The following is a 22,903-nucleotide window of genomic DNA, read 5'->3' as shown; positions in this document are numbered from 1 at the left end:
TCTCATGTAAAAGTACGTAGAGTCACACTAAGTCACCAATGCGCAGTCCCGGGAAACATTGGCAACCACCGGACCGTTACCGTTGACGACGACCCCTAGTGAAAGGACAGTCGTGTCCGCTCCGGACCCGTGGAGTACCTGCCCGTGCGTCAGCACGGGTTCGATTCAACAGGGGATGGCGTCCCTGTGAGCACCATTCTCGGCCTCCCGGCCGTACTACTTCTCACCCTGGCGACCGGCTACTTCGTCGCCCAGGAGTTCGCGTTCGTCGCCGCCGACCGTGCCGTGCTCCGGCAGCAGGCCGCCGCGGGGGACGCCGCCGCCGAGCGGGCCCTCAAGGTCACCGGCAGGCTCTCCTTCATGCTCTCGGGCGCGCAGCTCGGCATCACCGTGACGACGCTGCTGGTCGGCTTCGTCACCGGCCCCGCGCTCACGCCCCTGCTCACCCCGGGCCTCACCGGCGCGGGCGTCCCCGCCGGCGCGGTGCCCGGCATCGCGGTGGCGCTGGGCCTGGTCGTCGCGACCGTCATCCAGATGGTGTTCGGCGAGCTGGCCCCCAAGAACCTCGGCATCGCGCGGCCCGAGCAGGTCGCCAAGCGGCTCGCGAGGTCGACGCTGCTCTACCTCGCCGTCGCCGGGCCGGTGATCCGGCTGTTCGACACCTCGGCCACCCGCCTGCTCCGCCTGTTCGGCGTCGAGCCGGTCGAGGAGATCGAGCACGGCGCCACCCCCGAGGAGCTGGCGCGGATCATCGCCGACTCCGAGGCCGCGGGCCGGCTGTCGGAGCCGCTGTCCGACCTGCTGGAGCGGGCCCTGGAGTTCGGCGACCGCATCGCCGAGGACGTCATGGTGCCCCGGCCCCGCGTCGTGTCGCTGCGCGCCGGCGGCACCGCCGCCGACCTGCTCGACGCGGTCAAGGCGTCCGGCCACTCGCGCTACCCCGTGCTCGGCCCCGACGGCGACGTCGTAGGGACGACCGGCCTTCGCGAGCTGCTGCGCGCCGAGGGGGACGACGTGGGGCTCGACCGCATCACCGTCGCGCCCCTCCTGGTGCCCGCGACGCTGCCGCTGCCCGCCCTGCGGGAGCGGATGCGCGCGACCGACGGCGAGCTGTCGTGCGTCATCGACGAGTACGGCGGCCTCGCGGGCGTCGTCACGATGGAGGACCTTGCCGAGGAGCTGGTCGGCGAGTTGGCCGACGAGAACGACCCCGAGCCGGCCGAGGCGGTCAGGCGCAGCCACGGCGCCTGGGAGCTTCCCGGCGCCCTGCGGCTGGACGAGGTCGAGCGGGCCACGGGGCTCCGGCTGCCCGAGAGCGAGGACTACGAGACGGTCTCCGGCCTGATCATGGCCCGCCTCGGCCGCATCGCCGAAGCGGGCGACGAGGTCGCCGTCACCATGGAGCCCGACCTCGACCTGCTGGACCCGGAAAGGTCCCGGCGCCACCTGGCGGTGCTCACCGTCCTCGCGGTCGAGCGAAGGATCCCCCAGCGGGTGCGCCTGGCGCCCCGCGTCGCCGACCCGGCGGGCACGCGGGGTGAGGCCCGATGAGCACCACGACCGCGCTGCTGCTGAGCGTGCTGCTGCTGATCGGCAACGGGCTCTTCGTCGCCGCCGAGTTCGCCGTGGTGTCCTCCAGCCGGCACCGGCTGGAGGAGGCCGCCACCGGTGGCGGGGCCCTGGAGAAGGCCGCCGCGCGCGCGGCCGTGCGCAACGCGCGCCAGCTCTCGCTCATGCTGGCCGGGGCGCAGCTCGGCATCACGCTGTGCTCCCTCGGCCTGGCCATGGTGACCGAGCCCGCGATCGAGCACCTGCTCGAACCGCTCTTCGGGCTCGTCGGCGTGCCGGAGTCCATGCGGCTGGCCATCGCCTACGTCATCGCACTGGCGATCGTCACGTTCCTGCACATGGTCATCGGCGAGATGGCGCCCAAGTCGTGGGCGCTCACCCATCCCGAGCGCGCCGCGATGGGGCTGGCGCTTCCGTTCCGCGGCTTCACCTGGGTCGTCCGGCCGCTGCTGGCGGTGCTCAACGGCATCACCAACGCTCTGCTTCGCGCCTTCGGCGTGCGCCCGAGGGACGAGCTGGCCACCGCGCGCACGCCGCCCCAGCTCGCGATGCTGGTCGGCGAGTCGGCGCGCATGGGCCTGCTCGACCGCGACGAGCACGACCTGCTCACCGGAGCACTGCGGCTGCAGTCGCAGTCCGTCGAGCGCCTGATGGTGCCGATCGCCGAGGCCGCCGGGGTCCCGGCGGGCTCCTCGGCGGCCGCGGTGCGGCAGGCGGCCGCGCGGGGCGGCCACCTGCGCCTGCTGGTCAACAGCGGCTCGCCGGAGGACGTGCTCGGCGTGCTGCACGTGCGCGACGTGCTCCTGCACCCGGAGGCGGCGCCCGAGCAGCTCGTGAGCGAGGCGCCGCGGCTGCCGTCGTCCACGACGATCCCGCAGGCCGTGGCGCTGCTCCAGCAGTCTCGCGCCCACCTCGGGCTGATCACCGACGACCAGGGCCGGGTGGGCGGCCTGGTGAGCCTCACCGACCTCATCGGCGAGCTGCTCAACACCCGCACACCCGCGGTGGTTCAAGCCCCCGGCAAGTGAACTGAAAGCCCGGCTGAGTACAAAGGCCCCGGCGGGAAGAGATCTTTCTCCGACCGCCGGGGCCTTCGGCTTCCCAGGGGCGACCCCCCTGGACCGGCGCCCGCGGCGGGATCGCGTCCACAGGATCTTCGAAGATTCCAGGGACTCGTCTCCTGGCCGATGCCAAGCTGACGGGAAGACGTTACGCTTCGACCTGCCAGGCCACTCGGGGGGTTCCAGGGTCGCCCTGGGGCCAAATCAAAAAGCCCGACGGGACGAAGCTTCAGCTTCGGCCAGCCGGGTTCGGTGTGGGCGAGGAGGGATTTGAACCCTCACGTCCTTTCGGACACACGGACCTGAACCGTGCGCGTCTGCCGTTCCGCCACTCGCCCTCTTTGAGTGCGTGGAAAGGCTAGCACGGATCCGTGCATGCCCACGAACCCGGATACGATCCTCCTAGACGATGGAGGAAGGGAGGTACCCGGTGGGAGTCCTGCAGCGCTTCGAGCGCAGGCTCGAGGGTTTGGTTGAGGGCGCCTTCGCGCGGGCGTTCAAATCTGACCTTCAGCCGGTCGAGGTCGCCAGCGCGGTGCAGCGGGAGATGGACGAGCGGGCCGCGATCGTGGCGCAGGGGCGCACCCTTGTGCCGAACGACTTCGTGGTCGAGCTGTCCACGACCGACAGCGAGCGGCTGGAGGTGTACGCCGACAGCATCAGCCACGAGCTCGCCAACCTCGCCAGGGAGTACGCCAAGGAGCAGGGGTACTCCTTCGTGGGACCCGTCCGGGTTCGCTTCGAGACCGCCGACGACCTGGCGGTCGGGCTGTTCCGCATCCGCTCGGGAGTCATCCGGGGCGCGACGGTGGAGCAGGACGAGATCCGTCAGCCGGTGAGCGACCTCCCGGCCGCGAGGCCGAGCGCGTTCGGCGGCCGGCCGCGACTGCTGGTGTCCACCCAGGACGACCCGCAGGGGCAGCGCTCGTACGAGCTCACGACCCCCGTGACGCTCCTCGGGCGGGGCACCGACTGCGATCTGCGGCTGGTGGATCCCGGGGTCTCGCGGCACCACGCCGAGCTGAGGGTCGAGGGGCACGACGTCGCCCTCGTCGATCTTGGTTCGACCAACGGCACATTCGTCAACGGCCAGCCGGTTCGCCGGGTGGAACTCCAGGATGGCACCCGGGTCACGCTCGGGCGCACGACCCTGGTGTTCCGGCGCGATTAAGGGTAGACAGACGGTCCATGTCCGAGCTCACACTGCTGCTGATCCGGCTCGCGTTCCTTGCGGTGCTGTGGTTCTTTGTGATTGCCGCGGTCGGTGTGATCCGGACAGACTTGTTCGGATCGCGCACGACCGCCCCGGTGGCCCCGCGCAAAGCACCCAAACCAGCACGCCCAACAGCCAAGCCGAAGAAGGGGGAGCCCCGCCAGCTGGTCGTTACCGGTGGTCCCCTGCAAGGAACCATCATCAACCTCACGGAGACGCCAATCACTATCGGTCGGGCGAATGACGCCACGCTGGTCCTCAGCGACGATTACGCTTCCAGCCGGCACGCCCGGCTGTTCCCCCAGGACGGTCAGTGGATCGTGGAAGACCTCGGCTCGACCAACGGCACGTATCTCGACCGCTCCAAAGTCACCCGCCCGACTCCGGTGCACATCGGCGTTCCCGTTCGCATCGGCAAAACCGTCATCGAATTGCGCAAATGACAATCGCACTCCGCTACGCCGCCCGCTCGGACGTCGGCCTCCTCCGCGAAGGGAACGAGGACTCGGCGTACGCGAGCCCGCGCCTGCTCGCCGTCGCAGACGGCATGGGCGGGCACGCTCACGGTGAGGTGGCCAGCTCGGTCGCCATCACCGCCATGTCGTCCCTCGACCGGGACGCGTCCGGGGCTGACCTGCTCAGCGCCATCGAGGCCGCGGTACGCGACGCCAACCGCAAGCTGCACGAGATGGTCGGCCGTGATCCCAGCCTGAAGGGCATGGGCACCACCCTCACCGCCATGCTGTGGTCGGGCACCCGGGTCGCGCTGGTCCACGTGGGCGACTCCCGCGCCTACCTCCTCCGCAACGGCGAGCTGTACCAGATCACCCACGATCACACCCTGGTGCAGTCGCTGGTCGACGACGGAAGGATCACGCAGGAGGAGGCCGCGAGCCACCCCCAGCGATCGATCCTGCTTCGGGCCCTCGACGGCAGCGGCGAGGTCGACCCCGACCTGTCGTTGCGCGAGGCCCAGGTCAACGACCGCTACCTGCTGTGCTCCGACGGCCTGTCCAGCGTGGTGAGCGCGGAGACCCTCCACCACACCCTCACCACCGTCGACGAGCCCGACTCCGTCGTCCGCCAGCTCATCGACCTGGCGAACCGCGGTGGCGGCCCCGACAACATCACCTGCATCGTGGCGGACGTCGTCGAGATCGAGGACGGCCAGGTCGTCGCGGGCGACGCGGCGGTCGTCGGCGCCGCCGGCTCCAACCGCCTGCGATCCCAACCTCCCGACACGCCGGCAGGGCGCGCGTCCACGATCACCGCTCCCCAGCCCGTGATCGTGGACGACGACCTGGACGACGAGCCCGCGGGCGGCCCGGCGGCGAGCGCCGCGGCCGCCCCGCGGCGTGTCAGGCGCCGCCGCCTCTGGCCGGTGGCGATCACCGCGATCGTGCTGATCGCGGCGGTCCTCGGGGGCGGCGGCTACTTCGGCTACAACTGGACGCAGAGCCAGTACTACGTCGGCGCCCAGGGTGACGAGCTAGTCTTGTTCCGCGGGGTGGACACATCCCTCGGACCGATCCAACTGAACTCCGTCGCGCAGGCCACGGGCCTCTCGGTGTCCTCCATCCCCGAGCCCGAGCGCGACCAGGTGCGGCGCGGCATCCCCGTCGCAGATCTCCAGGCAGGGCGTAGCAAGATCGACGACTTGAAGGCCAAATCCGGCGGCGACCAACAGGTGACCCAGCCGACCGCGTCGGCGTCCCCCAGCGCGTCGAGGTCCTCCTAGGTGAGCGCCGACGCCGCCGACGCCGTCCCCATGACCGCGAAGAGGCGAGGGGCGCAGCTCGTGCTGCTCGCCTCCGCCGTCGCCATCGTCATGGTCGCCTATGCCAACGTCGGGCTGGGCCGGGACGGCACGGTGCCCGCGGGCATGCTCACCTACGGCCTCGGCCTCGGCGGGCTGGTGCTCGCCGCCTACCTGGTGCTGGCGAGGTTCGCCCCCTGGGCCGACCCCCTGCTGCTCCCCCTGGTGACGCTGGTCAACGGCCTCGGCCTGGTGATGATCTACCGCATCGAGCTGGAGGCGCCCAAGCTCGCCTCCGCCAGCACGCAGCTGTTCTGGACGGCCGTCGGCGTCGTGATGTTCTCGGTCACGCTGATCGTGCTGCGCGACCACCGCGCGCTGCAGCGCATGACCTACACCGCCGGCTTCATCGGCCTCGGGCTGCTGGTCCTCCCTCTGGTGCCCTTCATAGGCAAGGAGATCAACGGCGCCCGCATCTGGGTCGGCGTCGGCGGGTTCTCCATCCAGCCGGGCGAGTTCGCCAAGCTGGCCCTGGTCGTGTTCTTCGCCGGCTACCTGGTCGCCAAGCGCGACGTGCTGGCGCTCGCCGGCCGGCGCCTGCTCCTCATCGACCTGCCGCGCGCCCGCGACCTCGGCCCGGTGCTCATCACCTGGATCGTCAGCGTCGGCGTCCTGATCCTCGAGAAGGACCTCGGCACCTCGCTGCTGCTGTTCGGCGCGTTCGTCGCGATGCTGTACATCTCCACCCAGCGCACCTCGTGGGTCCTGATCGGCGTGCTGCTGTTCCTCGGCGGCGCGTTCGTCGCCGGGCAGCTCTTCGACCACGTGGGCGACCGCTTCGCCGTGTATCTCAACCCCGGCGACCCCGAGCTCTACGACCGCGCGTTCGGCGGCAGCTTCCAGCTCATGCAGGGCCTGTTCGGCATGGGGTCCGGCGGCATCCTCGGCACCGGGCTCGGGCAGGGGCATCCCGACCTCATCCCGCTGTCGTTCTCCGACTTCATCTTCGCGGCCATGGGCGAGGAGCTCGGGCTCACCGGCCTGATGGCGCTGCTGATGGTCTACGCGCTGATCGTCGAGCGCGGCCTGCGCACGGGCCTCGCCTCCCGCGACCCGTTCAGCAAGCTGCTGGCGGGCGGTCTGGCGTTCATCCTGGCGTGGCAGGTCTTCATCATCGTGGGCGGCGTCACCAACCTGATCCCGCTGACGGGCCTGGTCACGCCGTTCATGTCGCAGGGCGGTTCCGCCCTGCTCGCTAACTGGATGCTTATCGCCCTGCTGGTACGCATGTCAGACGCCGCCCGACGGCCACCGCCGCAGGCGATCCAGGACGAGGGGCTGACCCAGGTGTTTCAGCGATGAACGGAACTCTCAAGCGAGCCTCGGTGGCCTGCCTGCTGATGTTCGGCCTGCTGATGCTCAACATCAACTTCCTGCAGGCGGTCAAGGCCGACGAGCTGCGCACCGACAGCCGTAACAACCGCAGTTTCTACGCCCGCTACCAGAACGAGCGCGGCCAGATCACCGCGGGCGGCGAGACGCTGGCGCGGTCGGTCGACGTCGGCGGCACGTTCCGGTTCCAGCGCAAGTACGCCGACGGGCCGATCTACGCGCCCGTCATCGGCTTCTTCGCGCCCGAGAGCGCGCAGGGCATCGAGGGCACCGAGAACCAGTACCTCGACGGCAGCCACCCCGACCTCTTCGTGCGCCGCACGGTCGACCTCGTCACCGGCAAGCCGCCGCTCGGCGCGGCCGTCGACCTCACTCTGGTGCCCAAGGCCCAGGAGGCCGCCTACCGCGGCATGCAGCGCAGCGGCAAGCGCGGCGCCGTGGTCGCGATGGACCCCAAGACCGGCGCGATCCAGACCATGGTGTCGGTGCCGAGCTACGACCCCAACCTCATCGCCGTCCCCGACAAGGCCAAGGCCGCGGCGGCGTACAACAAGCTCGACGCCAACGACAACGAGCCGCTGATCAACCGGGCGATCAACAAGACGTACGCCCCCGGCTCGACGTTCAAGGTGGTCACCACGGCCGCCTATCTCAGCGACGACGACTCGCGTGACGTCAACACCACCGTCGACGCCCCCGACCAGCTCCCGCTGCCGGGCACCAACATCACGCTGCGCAACTACCACGGCGAGTCGTGCGGCGGCCGCACCACGCTCATCGACGCGCTGACGATCTCGTGCAACACGGCGTTCGGCTCCATGGCCCTGGAGATGGGTTACGACCGGCTCAGCGAGCAGGCGGCCAAGTTCGGCATCGGCAAGCCGCTCGCCATCCCGCTGGAGGTCACCGCGAGCAGCCTCGGGCGCGACGAGGGCAAGGCCGCGCTCGCGCAGACCTCGATCGGCCAGCGCAGCAACCAGATGACCCCGCTGCAGATGGCCATGGTGGCCGCGGGCGTGGCCAACCAGGGCACGGTGATGCGGCCGTACCTCGTCAACAAGGTCATCAGCCCCGACGGCGACGAGATCGCCGCCGCGCGGCCCCGGGAGCTCGACGAGGCCGTCTCCCCCGAGATCGCCGACGAGCTCGAGCAGATGATGATCAGCGTGGTCGAGACCGGCACGGGCGGGGCCGCGAAGATCCCCGGCGTCACCGTGGCCGGCAAGACCGGCACCGCGGAGACCGAGAAGGGCGCCGCCTCGCACGCCTGGTTCATCTCCTACGCTCCGGCCGACGACCCCAAGGTCGCCGTCGCGGTGTTCGTCGAGTCCGGCAGCGCCGGCAACGACGCCACCGGCGGCGCGGTGGCCGCGCCCATCGCCCGTGACGTCATGCAGGCGGTGCTTGATCAGTGACGGCCGCTGACCGGGTGCTGAGCGATCGCTACCGGCTCACCCGCCGCATCGCCGCGGGCGGCATGGGCGAGGTCTGGCGCGCCACCGACCAGCTGCTGGCCCGCGAGGTCGCGGTGAAGGTGCTGCGCCAGCACGTCGCCGCGTCCCCGGAGTTCCGCGAGCGCTTCCGCAACGAGGCCCGCATCACCGCGGGGCTGGCCGACCCCCACATCGCCCAGGTCTTCGACTACGGCGAGCAGGACGAGATCGCCTACCTGGTGATGGAGCTGGTGTCGGGTGAGGCGCTGTCGGCGATCCTCGCCCGCAACGGCACACTGAGCGCCGAGGTCGCCCTCGACATGATCGGCCAGACCGCCCGGGCCCTGAACACGGCCCATCGGTCCGGGATCATCCACCGCGACATCAAGCCGGGCAACCTGCTGGTCACCGAGGCCGGAGTGATCAAGGTCACCGACTTCGGCATCGCCAGGGCGCTGGAGGGCGCCCGCATGACCATGACGGGCACCGTGCTGGGCACGGCGCAGTACGTCAGCCCCGAGCAGGCGTCCGGCAGCCTCCTGACCCCGTCCACCGACATCTACTCCCTCGGCGTCGTGGCCTACGAGTCGCTGGCGGGGCGTCCGCCGTTCACCGCGGACAACCAGGTGGCCATCGCCCTGATGCACCTGAACGAGCAGCCGCCGCCGCTGCCCCCCGGCGTGCCGGAGCCCGTGCGCGCCCTCATCATGGCCATGCTCTCCAAGAGCCCAGAGCACCGGCCCGCCACCGCGCGTGAGCTGGCCGACCGCGCCATGGTGCTGCGCGACTCGCTCTCCACCCCCGACGAGTCGCATCTGAGCACGCTCACGAACCCCGGCGGTTTCGCCGTGCGCGAGGCGCGCGACCGCGCGACCGACCCGTACGGCGATCTCTACGAGACCTCCGCCGTCCCGGCGCCGCCCTCCCCGCCCACCCGCACGGCCGGGCCCCCGGCTTCCCGGCCTCCGGCTCCCCGGCCGCCCGCGCGCCGCCGCCGGGGCAGGGCCATCGGGCTCGTGGCCGCCGCGGGCTGCGCCGCGGCGGTCGGCTTCGGTCTGCTGGCGGCCGGGGGCCTTCCCCAGTTCGGCGTGGACGGCGGGCCCAGCTCTCCCGCCGACCCCGCGGTCGCCGACCCCAGCCAGTCGCCGTCCTCCTCACGCAGATCAGGCACGTCGGTTACACCGAAACCGGTGAAGCCTGTCAAGCCGAACGTGTCACGTTCGGCTACGGTGAACACGTCGGCGACACCCACCCGGCGACGGACGCCGAAGCCAACTCCGTCTCCCACCCCAACCCCGACTCCGACGCCCACACCGACCCCCACGCCGAGTGAGACGCCTAGCCCCACCTCATCCGCAAGCGCCACAATCCCCCCGAACGGGGAGACGTAATGCGGTGCGGGGTCGATGATGGACACCGGCAGCCGCACCGCGGGCCGGTACCCAAGATGAACGGCAAGGGACAGTGCAGGAAATGACACAGCCTCGGCTACTCGGCGGTCGCTATGAGCTCGACGGAGTCGTCGGGCGCGGCGGCATGGCCGAGGTCTATCGTGCCCGGGACATCCGGCTGGACCGAATTGTCGCAATCAAAACGCTGCGCTCAGATCTGGCGAGAGATCACACCTTCCAGGCCCGTTTCCGGCGTGAGGCGCAGTCCGCGGCATCGCTGAACCACCCCTCGGTCGTGGCGGTGTACGACACCGGCGAAGACATGACCGAAGCCACCCCGGTGCCCTACATCGTCATGGAGTTCGTCGACGGGCGCACGCTGCGCGACCTCCTGCGCGCCGACCGCCGGCTGATGCCCGAGCGGGCGGTCGAGCTGGTCGACGGCATCCTGCGCGCACTCGACTACAGCCACCGCGGCGGCATCGTCCACCGTGACATCAAGCCCGCCAACGTGATGATCACGCTGGCCGGCGACGTCAAGGTCATGGACTTCGGCATCGCCCGCGCGATGGCCGACTCCGCGGCCACGATGACGCAGACGGCCCAGGTCATCGGCACCGCCCAGTACCTGTCGCCCGAACAGGCGCGCGGCGAGCGGGTGGACGCGCGCAGCGACATCTACTCCACCGGCTGCGTGCTGTACGAGCTGCTCACCGGCCAGCCGCCGTTCACCGGCGACTCCCCCGTGGCGATCGCCTACCAGCACGTCCGCGAAGACCCCATCCCGCCGTCCCAGATCGACCGCGACATCCCCAGGTGGGCCGACGCCATAGTGCTGAAGGCCATGGCCAAGGACCCGGCGCACCGCTACCAGAGCGCGGCCGAGATGCGGGCCGACATCCAGCGGGCGATGTCCGGCATGCCGGTCGACGCCTCGCACACGATGGCGATGAGCCAGAACTACACCGGCCAGCAGACCCGCACGCTCAACGCCTCCGGCCCGCAGACGCAGCGCACCAACGCCGTGCCGGCCTACGAGTACGCGCCCACCGAGACGGGCGGCCGGTACGAGCGCCGGCGCGCGGGCAAGAGCAGCCCCTGGGCGGTGGCGGCCTGGATCCTCATCCCCCTGCTGGTCATCGCGGCCTTCATCGGCATCGGGTACGCCTTCCTGGCGCCGAACTCGCCCGAAGGCGACACGCAGGTGAAGATGGCCTCGGTGGCGGGCCAGACGCTCAAGGGCGCCACGGCCGCACTGGAGGCCCAGGGCCTGAAGGTCGAGGTCAAGAAGGAGTTCAGCTCCGACGTCGAGAAGGGCACCGTCATCGGCACCGACCCCGAGGGCGGCACCGACGTCGCCAAGGGGAGCACGGTGACGCTCCTGGTGTCCGACGGCGTCAAGCAGGTCACGGTGCCGAGCCTGGTCGGGTCGACCGTGGACGAGGCGACCGCGACGCTGAAGGCCAACGACCTCAAGGTGCAGGTCGTGAACGCGGTGTCCAACCAGGAGCAGGACAAGGTCTTCCAGACCAAGCCCGCCGAGGGCACGAAGGTCGACGAGAACAGCATCGTCAAGATCTACGTGCCGAAGAAGCAGATCGAGGTGCCCGACGTCAGCGAGCAGACCCTGGCGGACGCCAAGGCGACTCTGACGGGCGCCGGCTTCAAGGTCAAGGTCGTCCGCCAGCAGCACCCGGTCGTGCCCGAGGGCAACGTCATCAGCCAGAGCCCCGGCCCGGGCGCCAAGCTGACCTCCGGCACCACGATCACGCTGGTGGTGTCCGAGGGCCCGCCCGAGGAGACCTTCCCGCCCTCCGACGACCCGACCCAGCCGGAGACCGAGCCCACCGACGAGCCCTCCGACATTCCCACCGACGACCCGTTCAGCGACCCGCCGCCGGACTTCTGACCGGGCATCCGGGCTCCCACGGAGCCCGGGGCCCGTCGCGCACCGCAGGACCCGGGTCTGTGACCACAGGCCCGGGTCTTCGGCTTCTCCCGGCGGCTCTGGGCATCGCCAGACGGCTCAGGACATCGGGAGGCGGCCCGGGACATGAAGAGAGGGTCTCCGCCGCTCGGGGGCGACGGCGGAGACCCTCACCCAGTAGTCGTCACCGGGGCCCCCGGCGTTACACGATCTGGGCGAGCCAGTTCGCGAGAAGTTCGTCGCCGTGGTGCGAGAGCACCGACTCGGGGTGGAACTGGACTCCCTCGACCCGGGCGGACCTGTGCCGGAGCCCCATGACCACCCCGGCGGCGGTGACCGCCGTGACCTCCAGGACCGCGGGGACGCTCTCGGGCACGACGGCCAGCGAGTGGTAGCGCGTCATCGTGACCGGAGAGGGAAGCCCGGCGAACACCCCCGCGCCGTTGTGGCGCACCTCGCTGGTGCGGCCGTGCATCAGCTCGGGCGCGCGGGCGACGGTGCCTCCGTAGGCGACCGCGATCGCCTGGTGGCCCAGGCACACGCCGAGCAGGGGGACGTCGTTCTCGGCGCACCAGCCCACGAGCGGGACGCTCACGCCGGCGGCCTCGGGGGTGCCGGGGCCGGGGCTGATCACCACCCCGTCGAACCCGTGGGCGTCCTCAAGGCACAGGGCATCGCGCGGCCGGACGTCGCACTCGGCGCCCAGCCGTCGCAGGTACTGCACGATCGTGTGGACGAAGCTGTCGTGGTTGTCCACGACCAGCAGGCGGGTCATCGGCCGACGGTTCCGCTGTCGAGGCGGACGTGCGGCTCAAGCATGGGGAACACCACGTACCAGAGTACGACGCCCGCCACGATGACCAGCGCCAGCGTCGCGGCCGTCTTGGCGCCGGCGCCGCCGGGGAGCAGCCGCCAGATCCATCCGTACACGTGGTTCACCTCCCTTCAGAAGGTCGCGGCTTCGGCCGGACCGCCGCCGGTGCCCGGCCCTCGGCGGAGGCGGGGCGGGCCGGCACGGGTGCTGCGGTCAGCTCGCATGGCGTGCCCGCCTGGTGGACAGCTCGCCGAAGACGACCATTCGCTGCCGGTCGGAGTACTCCGGGTGGCACGTCGTCAGGGTGATCATCGCCTCGGTCGGCCGCCTGCCGGGACGGCCGGGCACGGGCGCGATGACCTCGATGGCCGAGGGGTCGACGATCCGCGTCTCCGAGACGCGGTAGGTGTACCGCGCGTCGCGGGCGTCCAGGATGATGGCGTCGCCGAGGCGCAGCTCGCCGAGGCGCTTGAAGGGGGCGGCGTAGGTGGTGCGATGGCCGGAGACCACGAAGTTCCCCACCCGGCCGGGCATCGCCGTGCCCGGGTAGTGGCCGGGCCCCTTGCGCAGGTCGTCGGGCGTGACGCCCTCCAGGACGGCGTACTCGTAGTCGCGGCCGAGCCGGGGGATGCGCATCAGCCCGATCGCCCCGCCCAGTTCGAGCCTGGCGAGCTTGGTGGTGTCGGCCAGCCGGCGCTTCAGCAGGCGCTGGTGGTGCTCGGTGTAGGAGCCGGTGCCCCACAGCAGGTAACCGCAGAAGAGGAGCATGACGAGCCCCGCGGTGATGAAGAGCTCCCCGCAGGTCCGCAGCAACACTCTCACGGCTCGTCCGAGCGGCCCCCGACGGGGAGGCCGCACTCCCTTCTCCAGGCCCTCCCGGGGCCCGCGCACGCGGCGCCCCGCGGAGCCAGGCTAGTCACGCGCCTGCTGGGTTTCACGGCCGACAGACCGGACTTGACCCCGCCTTTACCCGCGCCGAAGGGGCGTGCGGCCGCGAGCGTGGCCCGCGCGGAATGGCCGTATGGCATCAGGCCGACTAGGCTTGCTGCGGTCGTCGTCCGCCAGCGATTACGCTGGCTGTCAGAGCCCGCCAGTCAGCGCGGGCCCCACCAGGAGAGCTGCCGTGCCCAAGTCGAACACCCGCAAGAAGGCCGTTTACACGCCTCCGCAGAAGTCGCAGCAGGTCAAGGTGAGCCCCCGGTGGCTGGCACCGGTGATGGTGGCCTCGTGGATCATCGGCATCCTGTGGATCGCGGTGTTCTACATCGCGCCCAGCGCACCCGGCATCGGGGCCCTGGGCAACTGGAACCTGCTGGTCGGCTTCGTCTTCATCATCTTCGGCGTGGTGCTGTCGACACGCTGGCGCTGAGGGTCGCCCCGAGGCGCTGACGCGACCCCGGGGCGACTTTTTTCCACAGCTTTATCCACACCCTGGGGAAGCAGCTCAGCCGACTCCCGCGAGCGGTGAGGCGAGCGGCGGCAGGAGCATCACGGTGAGCGCCAGCACCACCAGCACGGTGACGGCCGTGCCGAGCTGGAACGCCTTGCGGTTCTTCTCGGGCGCGTAGGCGAACAGGCCGGTCACCAGCACTCCGGTCACCAGGCCGCCGAGGTGGCCCTGCCAGCTGATCCCCGGGATCACGAGGGTCAGCACCACGTTGATGCCGATCAGCCAGAGCACCCCGCGCATGTCGTACCCGAGGCGGCGGCTGATGACGAACATGGCGCCGAACAGCCCGTAGATCGCGCCCGAGGCGCCCACGGCCTCGTTGCCGAACAGGTAGACCGCGACCGACCCGCCGAGCGCCGACAGCATGTACACGGTGGCGAACCGCAGCGAGCCGAGCAGTCGTTCGAGCTGCGGGCCCAGAGCGTACAGGGCCCACATGTTGAACAGGATGTGCCAGTAGGACGGCGGCGGGGCGTGCAGGAACGCGCCGGTGAACAGCCGCCACCACTCGCCGGCGGCGACGCCGTCGGCCCACATGGCGAAGCGGTTGAGCACCTGGGCGGTCATCGCCACCTCGGCCGCGTACGCGGCCACGTTGACCCCGACCAGCACCCACGTGACGACCGGGGTGGTCACGGGCCGGCCGCCGAACGGGGCCTGCGCGTGGCGGATGGTCTTGTTGCCCTCGCGCACGCACTCGTCGCACTGGTGGCCCACCGACGCCGACCTCATGCAGTCGGGGCAGATGGACCGTTCGCACCTCTGGCAGCGTACGTAGGTCTCGCGGTCGGGATGCCGGTAGCAGGTCGGAACGGATCCCCCGGCCGGGTGGCCGGGGTTCCCCGACGGGTCTGGGTGGTCTGGCTGAGTGGTCATCGCCTGTCAGAGGCCCCTTCGCCTGTGCGCCTGTACACAGACTGCCACCCTATTGACGCCCCCGCGTACACGGGCGCCGGGCTCAGGAGGAAACGCGCTCGATGACGACCTCCTGCAGGACGACGTCGGTGACCGGGCGCTCCTGGCGCGTGGGGGTCTTGACGATGGCGTCCACGACGTCGGCGCCCTCGATGACCTCGCCGAAGATGGTGTGGTTGCCGTTGAGGTGCGGGGTCGGGACCACGGTGATGAAGAACTGGGAGCCGTTCGTGCCGCGGCCGAAGCGCTTGCCGGCATTGGCCATGGCGAGCAGGTAGGGGCGGTTGAACGAGAGCTCGGGGTGGATCTCGTCGTCGAAGTCGTAACCCGGCCCGCCGATTCCCTGGCCGAGCGGGTCGCCGCCCTGGATCATGAACCCCTGGATGACCCGGTGGAAGATCGTGCCGTCGTACAGGCGGTCGGTCGACTTGGTCCCGGTCTCCGGGTGGGTCCACTCACGGGTGCCCTCGGCGAGCTCCACGAAGTTGCGCACGGTCTTCGGCGCGTGGTCGGGGAACAGGCGGAGCTTGATGTCTCCAAGAGTGGTGCGCAGCTTCGCGATCAGAGTCTCGGCCACGAGCGGATCGCCCCCTTCGATATACCCGTGCAACGGGTGGCGGTAGTGGTTTCAGCGGTCTACAGCCGCCCAGCCTATCTGGCATTCTTCCGCGCACCGTCAGGATTGAGGTGCTTTCGCAGGGGAAGGTGAGCCAGCGGGGCCGCAAGGACAGGGGAGGTAATCGTGTCCCTGACACTCAAGAGACGCCGCGTCAAGATGCTTATGCCCAAGACACGGTTGGACCAGGTGAGGACTCAGGCAATGCGGACGGCCGAGCAGGTCCGGCCGGTGGCGAACACCGCCCGAGAGGCCGCGGCACACCGTATCGAGGACGCGCGCATCTGGGCCGCACCCAGGCTCGACCGCGCGGCCCACTCGGTCGAGGAGCAGATCGCGCCGAAGGTGAGCGCGTTCCTCTCCCAGGCCGCCGAGAGGATCGACCCCTCTCCGACGGTGAACCGGCGTGGGCGCTGGTCGACGTTCGCCCTGCTGGCCGGATTCACGGCCTGCGCGGTGGGTGTCGTGCTGTACCGCAACAACGCACGCCAGTGGGCCGACTCCATGAAGGACTCCGCCGCCGACGCCAGCAGGTGGTCCGCCGGCAGGCCGGAGAACAGCGTGAACACGGGTGGGGCCGGCGAGACCGGCACCAAGGCCGACGAGACCTCGCCCAGAACGTACTGATCGTGTAAGGGAGGCCCGGCCTCCGCGAGGACGCACCCGCGTCACGAGCACCGACCCGGCCTCGAGAAGAGGTGCTCGGCTCACGGAGACGTGCCGCTCTGGCGGTGACGGACGTCTGTTACGGCATGTGCCCCCGGCGACGGGGGCACATGCCGTTTCCGGCTGCCCGGAGGACTGCCGCGCGCCCGTGCGGCCCGTCGGCGCCGCCGGCCGAGCCGGTCAGCGACCCCTGGAGGACGCCGAGCCGTTCGTCTCCGACTTCGCCGGCCGAAGCGGTCCCGTCGACCGCGACGCGTCGGCGTCACCCGTCACCGGATCTCCGGCCGTTTTCCCGCGTTGATCTGGGCGGGAACGAGACTAAGCGGGCTGCTGACGGGCAGCACAGGTGCCGTGTCCGACACTGGCAGATCTGAGCGCGCCGAGTTGTCCAGCGTGTTCCCCTCGCTTCCCGCCGGCGGCGAGGCGCCGCACACCCCGCCCGAGGACGGTGACGGGACGGGGCCCGAGGCCGCGAGCGCCTCCCCCGCCGAGGACGCCGGCGCGTCCGGCCGCACCGGCGTCCCGGAGGCCCGCACCCCGGCCGAACAGGCCGGGCACGAGCGCGACTCCACCGTCCCCGGCCGCGACGAGGCCCCTGCCGTACCCGGCACGGGGTACGACGTCCCGCCCGCGCCGCGCAGCGGCATCCAGGCCGCCGGTGTCGCCAAACCGGACGACGACCACAGGGTCGACCCCAAGGACCACGCGCGGCCGTTCGGCCGCCCGGGACGCCCGCTGCGGGACAACCCGTTCATGTTCGGCCTGACCGGCGCGCTGGGCGTGCTGACCGCGTGGCTGCTGGTGCAGGCCATCGCCACCACGGGCTCGGTGCTGGTCCTGATCGTCATCTCGCTGTTCCTGGCGATCGGCCTCAACCCCGCGGTGGAGGCTCTGCAGCGCCGCAACCTTCCACGCCGCCTGGCGATCACGCTGGTCTTCCTGTCGGTCATCGTGTTCTTCGTGGGGTTCGGGCTGGCGATCGTCCCCCTGCTCACCGAGCAGACGACCGGGTTCATCCAGCAGCTCCCCGACTACGTGCAGCAGCTGCAGAACCACCCGATGATCCGCTCGGTCGACGAGCGCTACCAGGTGCTGGAGAAGCTGCAGCAGTACGTCACCAGCGGCGACCTGGCGACGCAGATGTTCGGCGGGCTGCTGGGCGTGGCGAGCGTCGTGATCAGCGCCCTGTTCAGCGGCCTCACCATACTCGTGCTCACCCTGTACTTCCTCGGGTCGCTGAACTCGCTCAAGGAGACGGCCTACCGGCTCGTCCCGCGGTCGCGGCGCAACCGGGTGCGGCTGCTCGGCGACGGGATCCTGCAGCAGATCGGCGGCTACGTCGCGGGCAACCTGATCATCTCGCTGATCGCCGGCGTGGTGACGTTCATCTTCCTGACCATCATGGACGTGCCCTACGCGGTCGCCTTGGCGATCTTCGTTGCCATCACCGACCTGATCCCGATGGTGGGCGCGATCGTCGGCGCCGCCGTCGCCACCGGGGTGGGCTTCCTCACGTCGGTGGAGGTCGGCATCGCCTGCCTGATCTTCTTCACCGTGTACCAGCAGATCGAGAACTACGTCATCTCGCCGCGGGTTTTCAAGTCGTCGCTGGCGGTGCCGCCGATCGCCACCATCCTGGGAGCGCTGCTCGGCGGCGCGCTGCTCGGCATCGTGGGCGCGCTGCTGGGCATCCCGCTGGCCGCGGCGGCGCTGATGCTGGGGCGCGAGGTCGTGTTCCCGCGCCAGGAACGAATCTGACCCGCCGCCCCCGGACGTCCTCACGGGCGTCCGGGGGCGGCGGGTCAGGGGTGAGCCGGCCGTGGACGACCCCGCCGGAGACCCGGCGGGGCGCGGCGGTCATCGCCGGTTGCGGGGCGACGGTCCCTGCCAGGCGTACGGATTGCGGGACTTGCGGCCGGGCTCGCGGAGCACGTCGGCCCGCCCGCCGGCCTTGGCGGCGCGGCGCTTGCGCATCACCAGCCATCCGATGCCCATGACGGCGAGCCCGAACGGCGTGCGGGCCAGCCAGCGCGTGACCACCAGTTGCAGAATTCTCTTCACGACTTCCTCCTCATGCTGCTCGTCGCGCACCCTCTACCCCGGTGACAGGCCCCCATGCTGCGGGGGCCACCCGGCGGGCCGCGGGACGGCCGCGTGCGAAGGATCGGGCGGAGCGCTCAGAGCGTCCACTTCTGGTTGGACCAGCCGTTGCAGTCCCACAACTGGACCTTCGCGCCGTTGCCGCCGACGCCGCCGAGGTCGGCGTCCAGGCAGCGGCCGTTGTGCATGTTGTAGACGGTGTGGCTGATGGCGTCGTAGATCCACTTCTGGTGGTGGCCGCCGTTGCAGTCCCACAGCTGGACCTTGGTGCCGTTCCGGCCGATCATGCCGAGGTCGGCGTCGAGGCAGCGGCCGTTGTAGTTGCTGCGGATCGTGCGGGCGCGGGGGTCGTAGTTCCACTTCTGGTTGTTCATGCCGTGGCACTTCCACAGCTGGGCGCCCGCGCCGTTCTCGCCGATGGCACGCAGGTCGGCGTCCAGGCACTGGTGGTTGGCGTGGCTGCGCACGGGGCCGGGCCCATGGGTGGCGGCGGACGCCCCCGTCGAACCGGCCGTGACCGCCGCGCAGCAGGACACCACCGCGAGCACCTGGGCGGCCCTGGTCGTCTTCCGTCGCATCGTCCTCGTCTCCCCCTCGCCGGCTACCGTGCGTAGCAGAACCTACACGCACGGCACCGCGCCGCGGGGGGAGACACGTCGGCGAGCCCGCGGCGGCGGACGCGGCCGACGCCGGGCCTCACATGTTGATCATGTGACCCGCCAGGCCGTGGATCGCCTCCTTGACCGCCTCGCCGAGCGTCGGGTGCGCGTGCACGTTGCGGGCGACCTCGTGCACCGTCAGGTCCCACTGCTGGGCCAGCGTCAGCTCGGGCAGCAGCTCGGTGGCCTCGGGCCCGATGATGTGCGCGCCGAGCAGCTCGCCGTGCTCGGCGTCACTGAGGATCTTGACGAACCCGGTGGCGTCCCCGAGGCCGTGCGCCTTGCCGTTCGCGGTGAACGGGAACTTCGCCACCCGCACGTCGAAGCCGCGGTCGCGCGCCTGCGCCTCGGTGAAGCCGAAGCTGGCGATCTGCGGCTGGCAGTAGGTGGCCCGCGGGATCATGACGTAGTCGAGCTCCATCGTCTCGGCGTCGCCGATGGTCTCGGCCGCGACGACGCCCATGGCCTCGGCCGCGTGCGCGAGCATGAGCTTGGCGGTGACGTCGCCGATCGCGAAGATGTGCGGCACGCTCGTGCGGCATCGGCCGTCCACGTCGATGGCGCCGCGCTCGGTGAGCCGCACACCGGTGTTCTCCAGCCCGTACCCCTCGACCCGCGGCTGGAAGCCGATGGCCTGCATCACCTTGTCGGCCTCAAGGGTGAGCCGCTCCTCGCCCCGCGACACCGTCACGCGGACCTTGTCGCCCGACTCGTCGATCGACTCCACCCGGGTGGAGGTGAGCACCTCGACGCCCAGGCGCTTGTAGCGCTTGGCCAGCTCGGCGGAGACCTCCTCGTCCTCCAGCGGCACGATGCGGTCGAGGAACTCGACGATCGTCACCTTCACGCCGTAGTTGCGCAGCACGTACGCGAACTCGACGCCGATGGCGCCCGCGCCGGCGATGATGATGCTCTCCGGCAGCTCCTCGCTGAGGATCTGCTCCTCGTACGTCACGACGCGCTCGCCGACCGATGTGCCGGGCAGCAGCCGGGTCGTGGCGCCGGTCGCGATGACGCAGTGGTCGAACGTCACGGTCTCGGTGCCGCCGTCGCCGGTGGCCACCCGCAGAGTGTGCTCGTCGGTGAAGGTGCCGCGGCCGTCGTACTCGGTGATGCCGTTCTTCTTCATGAGGTAGTGCACGCCCTTGACGCGCCCGTCGGCCACCTTGCGGCTCCGCTTGAAGGCCTCGGAGTAGTCGAAGGTGACCTGGCCGTCCACGCGGATGCCGAAGGTCTTGGCCTCGTGGGTGAACAGGTGGGCCAGCTCGGCGTTGCGGAGCAGGGCCTTGGAGGGGATGCACCCGACGTTGAGGCAGACGCCGCCCCAGTAGCGCTCCTCCACGATGGCCGTGCTGAGACCGAGCTGTGCGGCCCTGATGGCGGCGACGTAACCGCCGGGGCCTGCTCCGAGGACCACGACGTCATAATGAGCAGTCATGCACCGGACAATATGGGGTGAGCGGGCCACTCCGCCGCACCGGGGTGCGGCCGGTGCGGGCGGCACTCCGTCCACCGGTCACGGACCCGCGGGACGCGCCGCCGTCGGCGCCGGGGGGAGCACCGGCTGAGCATTAGCCGGAAATATGGCTAACGCCCCGCGCGAACCGGGCGAAGAGCACGTTTCATACATTCAGTGACAGTATTCGTTCAGAGCCATTTATGCGATATGGCCCATGGTGCCACGCTGCACCAATAGCGCCGAACATCCGCACACCGGGACATTCGATCAGCGCTACGGTCTGCCGTGGCGCCGCACAGCATGTCCGATTTCCCGTGGTCAGAGCGGGTTCGATGTGATGCGGGGCTGCGGCAGGCCATCCAGCGGAAACGGCGACGGTACACCAAGATCATTTGATATGTCCGAGAAATCCGGAAATACTGTTGTGAAGACTACAAGAGGAGATTAAGCACAGAGCAAAAGCGTACGATCCGCGTTTGTGGCGCTGCGTCCGTAGGAAAATAGACAAGCGGGAGACAGACTCAGTCTTCAAGGCATTCGTCGAAAAATCGTAGTGAATGCCCTCACCACCGCATCCGTCGTCCAAGGGGGACACGCAATGCCCGAGCTCAAGAAAATCGTGAGCACGCTGACGGTCGGCGCCGCGATCACGGGAGGCATGGTCGGCCTCGGCGCCGCCACCACCGCGACCGGCGCCAGCGCGGCCGTGGTCGTCGTGACGGGAGGCAACGGGAACGGCGGGGACGACGACGACTCGTGGTCCCGCAGCCGGAACCGGAACTGGAACCGCAGCTGGGCCCGCAACCACAACCGCCACTGGAACCGGTCGCTGGCCCGGAGCTGGGCGCGCAACTGGGCCCGTCACCTGAACCGCAGCCTCAGCCGCGCCACCAACCGCCAGGCGCAGACCGTCAACATCAACCTGGTCTTCCCCGACACTCTGACCTCGCCGATCACCGCCACCGCCAACAGCTCCCGGCGCGACTGACCGCCGCGCCCTCCTCCCCGCCCGGACCGCCGTGAACCACCGCGCGCCCAGACCGCCCCGGCCGGACTCCGCCTCCCGGCCGGGGCCACCTTCGCGCACGCGGCGACGTGCCGCACGGGTCACCGGACGGTTCTGTCGGTGAGGGGTGATTGGCTGCCAGGCATGAGCAGGCAACCGATTCTCGTCCTCGGCGCCACCGGCTCGACCGGGCGGCGCGTGGCCGCCCGGGTGCGCGACGCCGGCTTCCCTGTGCGGGCCGCGTCGCGCCGGGGCACCGTGCGTTTCGACTGGGCCGATCCCGCCACCTGGGAGCCCGCGACGGCCGGGGCCGCGGCGATGTACCTGATGGCCCCCCATGAGCTGCCGGTCGACCCGGCGTTCGTCCGGTGCGCGGTCGAGCAGGGGGTCCGGCGCGTCGTGCTGCTGTCGAGCCGGGCCATCGAGGCCATGGGCGACCACCGCCTGATGGCGGCCGAGCGCACGGTGCGCGAGTCCGGCGCCGGCTGGACCATCCTGCGGCCCGACTGGTTCGGCCAGAACTTCGACGAGGGCTTCTTCCGGCCCGCCGTGATGGCCGGCGAGCTGGCGATGCCGCTGGGCAACCTGCGGCAGGTGTTCGTCGACGCCGGCGACATCGCCGCCGTGGCCGCCACGGCCCTCACCGAGGACGGCCACGAGGGCCGCCACTACGAGCCGACCGGCCCGCGCGCCCTGTCGTTCCCCGAGGCCCTGGAGATCATCACCCGCGTCTCCGGCCGGCCCGTCAGCTACCGGGGAACCCCCGACGACTACCTGGCCGCGCAGGCGGCGCTCGGCATCCCCGCGGAGCAGACCCAGCAGGAGATCAAGGCCTACGCGGCCCTGCGCGACCTCGGCGACGGCCACCCCACCCCCGACGTCCGTCAGGTGACCGGCCGCGACCCCAAGCCCTTCGAGACCTACGCCGCCGAGGCCGCCGCCCAAGGCGCCTGGCGCGACCGAGCCGTCTGATGTGCGTGCGCGAGCGGCGAGAAACCGGTGGGGAGAGCCGGGCCGGCTCGCCTGAATGAGTAGGCGGGTACTCATGACGGCGCCCGCGCCCGGTGCGAGGTTGGGCTGGCACGAGCCTCGCCGCCCGCCTCGGCGGACGCGCGGGCGGCCCCGTCCGGAGCCGCGGCCGCGGCTTCCCCACGAAGGAGCGTCATGCCAGAGCAGGCGTCGAAACCCCCAAAGATCACCATAATCGAAACCCCGCCCCGCCCCGCGACCGGTGACGGCGAGGTGATCGTCGAGGCGGACGGCAAGGACGTCGTGTTCCAGTGGAACACCGGCAAGATGGAACGCATGTTCTGGGCCTCCGCCAAGGACTCCAGCAAGTTCGCCAACCTCAGGGTGCAGCCCGGCGAGGTGGACGCCATCTGGTGCCTCTGCTGTCTCGTCGACGACGTGAGCGGTGCCTACGTGTGCGTCTGGCAGGCATGCGGAGACCCCTGCGGTCCCCACTCTTAGCGGCGA

General features: G+C 70.6%; 23 protein-coding genes and 1 tRNA gene. 15 read left to right on the top strand and 9 right to left on the bottom strand.

From position 1 onward, the window contains the following. The first annotated feature begins 186 nt into the window (after positions 1-186). Positions 187-1,551, top strand: a complete 1,365-nt coding sequence (locus tag PYR91_RS09665; RefSeq protein WP_279779090.1) for a hemolysin family protein — start codon at positions 187-189, stop codon at positions 1,549-1,551. Further along, positions 1,548-2,597, top strand: coding sequence for a hemolysin family protein (locus tag PYR91_RS09660; RefSeq protein ID WP_279779087.1), 1,050 nt, complete (start codon positions 1,548-1,550; stop codon positions 2,595-2,597). The genes PYR91_RS09665 and PYR91_RS09660 overlap by 4 nt, the downstream gene beginning before the upstream one ends. A 288-nt stretch (positions 2,598-2,885) precedes the next feature. Here PYR91_RS09660 and PYR91_RS09655 read toward each other — a convergent pair. Next, positions 2,886-2,968, bottom strand: a tRNA-Leu gene (locus tag PYR91_RS09655). 92 nt (positions 2,969-3,060) lie between these two features. Between PYR91_RS09655 and PYR91_RS09650 the strand changes: the two genes are divergently transcribed. From PYR91_RS09650 to pknB, 7 genes are all read left to right on the top strand, one after another. Continuing rightward, entirely contained in the window at positions 3,061-3,801 is a 741-nt protein-coding gene (locus PYR91_RS09650) for a DUF3662 and FHA domain-containing protein (RefSeq protein ID WP_279779086.1), read from the top strand. Positions 3,802-3,818: 17 nt separating this feature from the next. Continuing rightward, positions 3,819-4,286: an FHA domain-containing protein gene (locus PYR91_RS09645; protein WP_279779085.1), complete on the top strand. Its 468-nt coding sequence runs from the start codon at positions 3,819-3,821 to the stop codon at positions 4,284-4,286. After that, a complete protein-coding gene (locus PYR91_RS09640) occupies positions 4,283-5,581 on the top strand; it encodes a Stp1/IreP family PP2C-type Ser/Thr phosphatase (protein ID WP_279779083.1) in 1,299 nt (432 codons plus the stop codon). Before PYR91_RS09645 ends, PYR91_RS09640 begins: the two co-directional genes overlap by 4 nt. Before the next feature lie 30 nt (positions 5,582-5,611). Next, entirely contained in the window at positions 5,612-6,961 is a 1,350-nt protein-coding gene (locus tag PYR91_RS09635) for an FtsW/RodA/SpoVE family cell cycle protein (protein WP_279779250.1), read from the top strand. Continuing rightward, entirely contained in the window at positions 6,958-8,406 is a 1,449-nt protein-coding gene (locus PYR91_RS09630) for a penicillin-binding protein 2 (RefSeq protein WP_279779081.1), read from the top strand. Before PYR91_RS09635 ends, PYR91_RS09630 begins: the two co-directional genes overlap by 4 nt. Further along, positions 8,403-9,815, top strand: a complete 1,413-nt coding sequence (locus PYR91_RS09625; RefSeq protein WP_279779079.1) for a serine/threonine-protein kinase — start codon at positions 8,403-8,405, stop codon at positions 9,813-9,815. The genes PYR91_RS09630 and PYR91_RS09625 overlap by 4 nt, the downstream gene beginning before the upstream one ends. A gap of 82 nt (positions 9,816-9,897) precedes the next feature. Further along, positions 9,898-11,724, top strand: a complete 1,827-nt coding sequence (pknB, locus tag PYR91_RS09620) for a Stk1 family PASTA domain-containing Ser/Thr kinase (RefSeq protein ID WP_279779077.1) — start codon at positions 9,898-9,900, stop codon at positions 11,722-11,724. A gap of 220 nt (positions 11,725-11,944) precedes the next feature. Here pknB and PYR91_RS09615 read toward each other — a convergent pair whose 3' ends face one another. The 3 genes from PYR91_RS09615 to PYR91_RS09605 form a co-directional block, all read right to left on the bottom strand. Next, entirely contained in the window at positions 11,945-12,517 is a 573-nt protein-coding gene (locus PYR91_RS09615; RefSeq protein ID WP_279779076.1) for a gamma-glutamyl-gamma-aminobutyrate hydrolase family protein, read from the bottom strand. After that, positions 12,514-12,672: a hypothetical protein gene (locus PYR91_RS09610; RefSeq protein WP_279779074.1), complete on the bottom strand. Its 159-nt coding sequence runs from the start codon at positions 12,670-12,672 to the stop codon at positions 12,514-12,516. Before PYR91_RS09610 ends, PYR91_RS09615 begins: the two co-directional genes overlap by 4 nt. A 97-nt stretch (positions 12,673-12,769) precedes the next feature. Next, positions 12,770-13,378, bottom strand: coding sequence for a class E sortase (locus tag PYR91_RS09605; protein ID WP_279779073.1), 609 nt, complete (start codon positions 13,376-13,378; stop codon positions 12,770-12,772). A 301-nt stretch (positions 13,379-13,679) separates the two neighbouring features. On the opposite strand from PYR91_RS09605, the gene PYR91_RS09600 reads away from it, so the two are divergent. Next, positions 13,680-13,925 (top strand): cell division protein CrgA, encoded by a 246-nt coding sequence (locus PYR91_RS09600; protein WP_279779072.1) that lies wholly within the window; start codon positions 13,680-13,682, stop codon positions 13,923-13,925. A 75-nt stretch (positions 13,926-14,000) separates the two neighbouring features. On the opposite strand, the gene PYR91_RS09595 is transcribed toward PYR91_RS09600, so the two are convergent. Both PYR91_RS09595 and PYR91_RS09590 read right to left on the bottom strand, forming a co-directional pair. Next, entirely contained in the window at positions 14,001-14,882 is an 882-nt protein-coding gene (locus PYR91_RS09595; RefSeq protein ID WP_279779070.1) for a rhomboid family intramembrane serine protease, read from the bottom strand. An 82-nt stretch (positions 14,883-14,964) separates the two neighbouring features. Beyond that, entirely contained in the window at positions 14,965-15,486 is a 522-nt protein-coding gene (locus PYR91_RS09590; RefSeq protein WP_347942988.1) for a peptidylprolyl isomerase, read from the bottom strand. Between the two features lie 240 nt (positions 15,487-15,726). On the opposite strand from PYR91_RS09590, the gene PYR91_RS09585 reads away from it, so the two are divergent. Together PYR91_RS09585 and PYR91_RS09580 are read left to right on the top strand one after the other, a co-directional pair. Beyond that, a complete protein-coding gene (locus PYR91_RS09585; protein WP_279779067.1) occupies positions 15,727-16,164 on the top strand; it encodes a DUF5324 family protein in 438 nt (145 codons plus the stop codon). A 390-nt stretch (positions 16,165-16,554) separates the two neighbouring features. After that, positions 16,555-17,961, top strand: a complete 1,407-nt coding sequence (locus PYR91_RS09580) for an AI-2E family transporter (protein WP_279779066.1) — start codon at positions 16,555-16,557, stop codon at positions 17,959-17,961. 99 nt (positions 17,962-18,060) lie between these two features. On the opposite strand, the gene PYR91_RS09575 is transcribed toward PYR91_RS09580, so the two are convergent. The 3 genes from PYR91_RS09575 to lpdA all read right to left on the bottom strand — a co-directional run bounded on the left by PYR91_RS09575 (position 18,061) and on the right by lpdA (position 20,400). Continuing rightward, positions 18,061-18,264 carry a DUF6203 family protein gene (locus PYR91_RS09575; RefSeq protein ID WP_279779064.1) on the bottom strand — a complete coding sequence of 68 codons (204 nt, stop codon included), beginning with the start codon at positions 18,262-18,264 and terminating at the stop codon, positions 18,061-18,063. 116 nt (positions 18,265-18,380) lie between these two features. Beyond that, a complete protein-coding gene (locus PYR91_RS09570; protein WP_279779063.1) occupies positions 18,381-18,881 on the bottom strand; it encodes an RICIN domain-containing protein in 501 nt (166 codons plus the stop codon). 118 nt (positions 18,882-18,999) lie between these two features. Next, positions 19,000-20,400 carry a dihydrolipoyl dehydrogenase gene (lpdA, locus tag PYR91_RS09565; protein ID WP_279779062.1) on the bottom strand — a complete coding sequence of 467 codons (1,401 nt, stop codon included), beginning with the start codon at positions 20,398-20,400 and terminating at the stop codon, positions 19,000-19,002. A gap of 619 nt (positions 20,401-21,019) precedes the next feature. On the opposite strand from lpdA, the gene PYR91_RS09560 reads away from it, so the two are divergent. The 3 genes from PYR91_RS09560 (at position 21,020) to PYR91_RS09550 (ending at position 22,897) form a co-directional block, all read left to right on the top strand. Next, positions 21,020-21,409 carry a hypothetical protein gene (locus tag PYR91_RS09560; RefSeq protein WP_279779061.1) on the top strand — a complete coding sequence of 130 codons (390 nt, stop codon included), beginning with the start codon at positions 21,020-21,022 and terminating at the stop codon, positions 21,407-21,409. Between the two features lie 162 nt (positions 21,410-21,571). After that, a complete protein-coding gene (locus PYR91_RS09555) occupies positions 21,572-22,399 on the top strand; it encodes an NmrA family NAD(P)-binding protein (RefSeq protein WP_279779060.1) in 828 nt (275 codons plus the stop codon). Positions 22,400-22,591: 192 nt separating this feature from the next. After that, on the top strand, positions 22,592-22,897 hold the full coding sequence (locus tag PYR91_RS09550) for a hypothetical protein (RefSeq protein WP_279779059.1): 306 nt from the start codon (positions 22,592-22,594) through the stop codon (positions 22,895-22,897). The last annotated feature ends 6 nt before the right edge of the window (positions 22,898-22,903 follow it).

Origin of the sequence: Sphaerisporangium sp. TRM90804 (assembly GCF_029846175.1) — a bacterium.
Taxonomy (GTDB): domain Bacteria; phylum Actinomycetota; class Actinomycetes; order Streptosporangiales; family Streptosporangiaceae; genus Sphaerisporangium.
This window is presented reverse-complemented; position numbering and strand designations above follow the sequence as displayed.

What these genes read in the sequence shown, in the direction of transcription:
- PYR91_RS09570 (WP_279779063.1), bottom strand. Translation starts at nt 18,881, where the DNA reads ATGCGACGGAAGACGACCAGGGCCGCCCAGGTGCTCGCGGTGGTGTCC.
- PYR91_RS09615 (WP_279779076.1), bottom strand. Translation starts at nt 12,517, where the DNA reads ATGACCCGCCTGCTGGTCGTGGACAACCACGACAGCTTCGTCCACACG.
- PYR91_RS09595 (WP_279779070.1), bottom strand. Translation starts at nt 14,882, where the DNA reads ATGACCACTCAGCCAGACCACCCAGACCCGTCGGGGAACCCCGGCCAC.
- PYR91_RS09550 (WP_279779059.1), top strand. Translation starts at nt 22,592, where the DNA reads ATGCCAGAGCAGGCGTCGAAACCCCCAAAGATCACCATAATCGAAACC.
- PYR91_RS09555 (WP_279779060.1), top strand. Translation starts at nt 21,572, where the DNA reads ATGAGCAGGCAACCGATTCTCGTCCTCGGCGCCACCGGCTCGACCGGG.
- PYR91_RS09630 (WP_279779081.1), top strand. Translation starts at nt 6,958, where the DNA reads ATGAACGGAACTCTCAAGCGAGCCTCGGTGGCCTGCCTGCTGATGTTC.
- PYR91_RS09560 (WP_279779061.1), top strand. Translation starts at nt 21,020, where the DNA reads ATGCCCGAGCTCAAGAAAATCGTGAGCACGCTGACGGTCGGCGCCGCG.
- PYR91_RS09645 (WP_279779085.1), top strand. Translation starts at nt 3,819, where the DNA reads ATGTCCGAGCTCACACTGCTGCTGATCCGGCTCGCGTTCCTTGCGGTG.
- PYR91_RS09635 (WP_279779250.1), top strand. Translation starts at nt 5,612, where the DNA reads ATGACCGCGAAGAGGCGAGGGGCGCAGCTCGTGCTGCTCGCCTCCGCC.
- lpdA (WP_279779062.1), bottom strand. Translation starts at nt 20,400, where the DNA reads ATGACTGCTCATTATGACGTCGTGGTCCTCGGAGCAGGCCCCGGCGGT.
- pknB (WP_279779077.1), top strand. Translation starts at nt 9,898, where the DNA reads ATGACACAGCCTCGGCTACTCGGCGGTCGCTATGAGCTCGACGGAGTC.
- PYR91_RS09660 (WP_279779087.1), top strand. Translation starts at nt 1,548, where the DNA reads ATGAGCACCACGACCGCGCTGCTGCTGAGCGTGCTGCTGCTGATCGGC.
- PYR91_RS09640 (WP_279779083.1), top strand. Translation starts at nt 4,283, where the DNA reads ATGACAATCGCACTCCGCTACGCCGCCCGCTCGGACGTCGGCCTCCTC.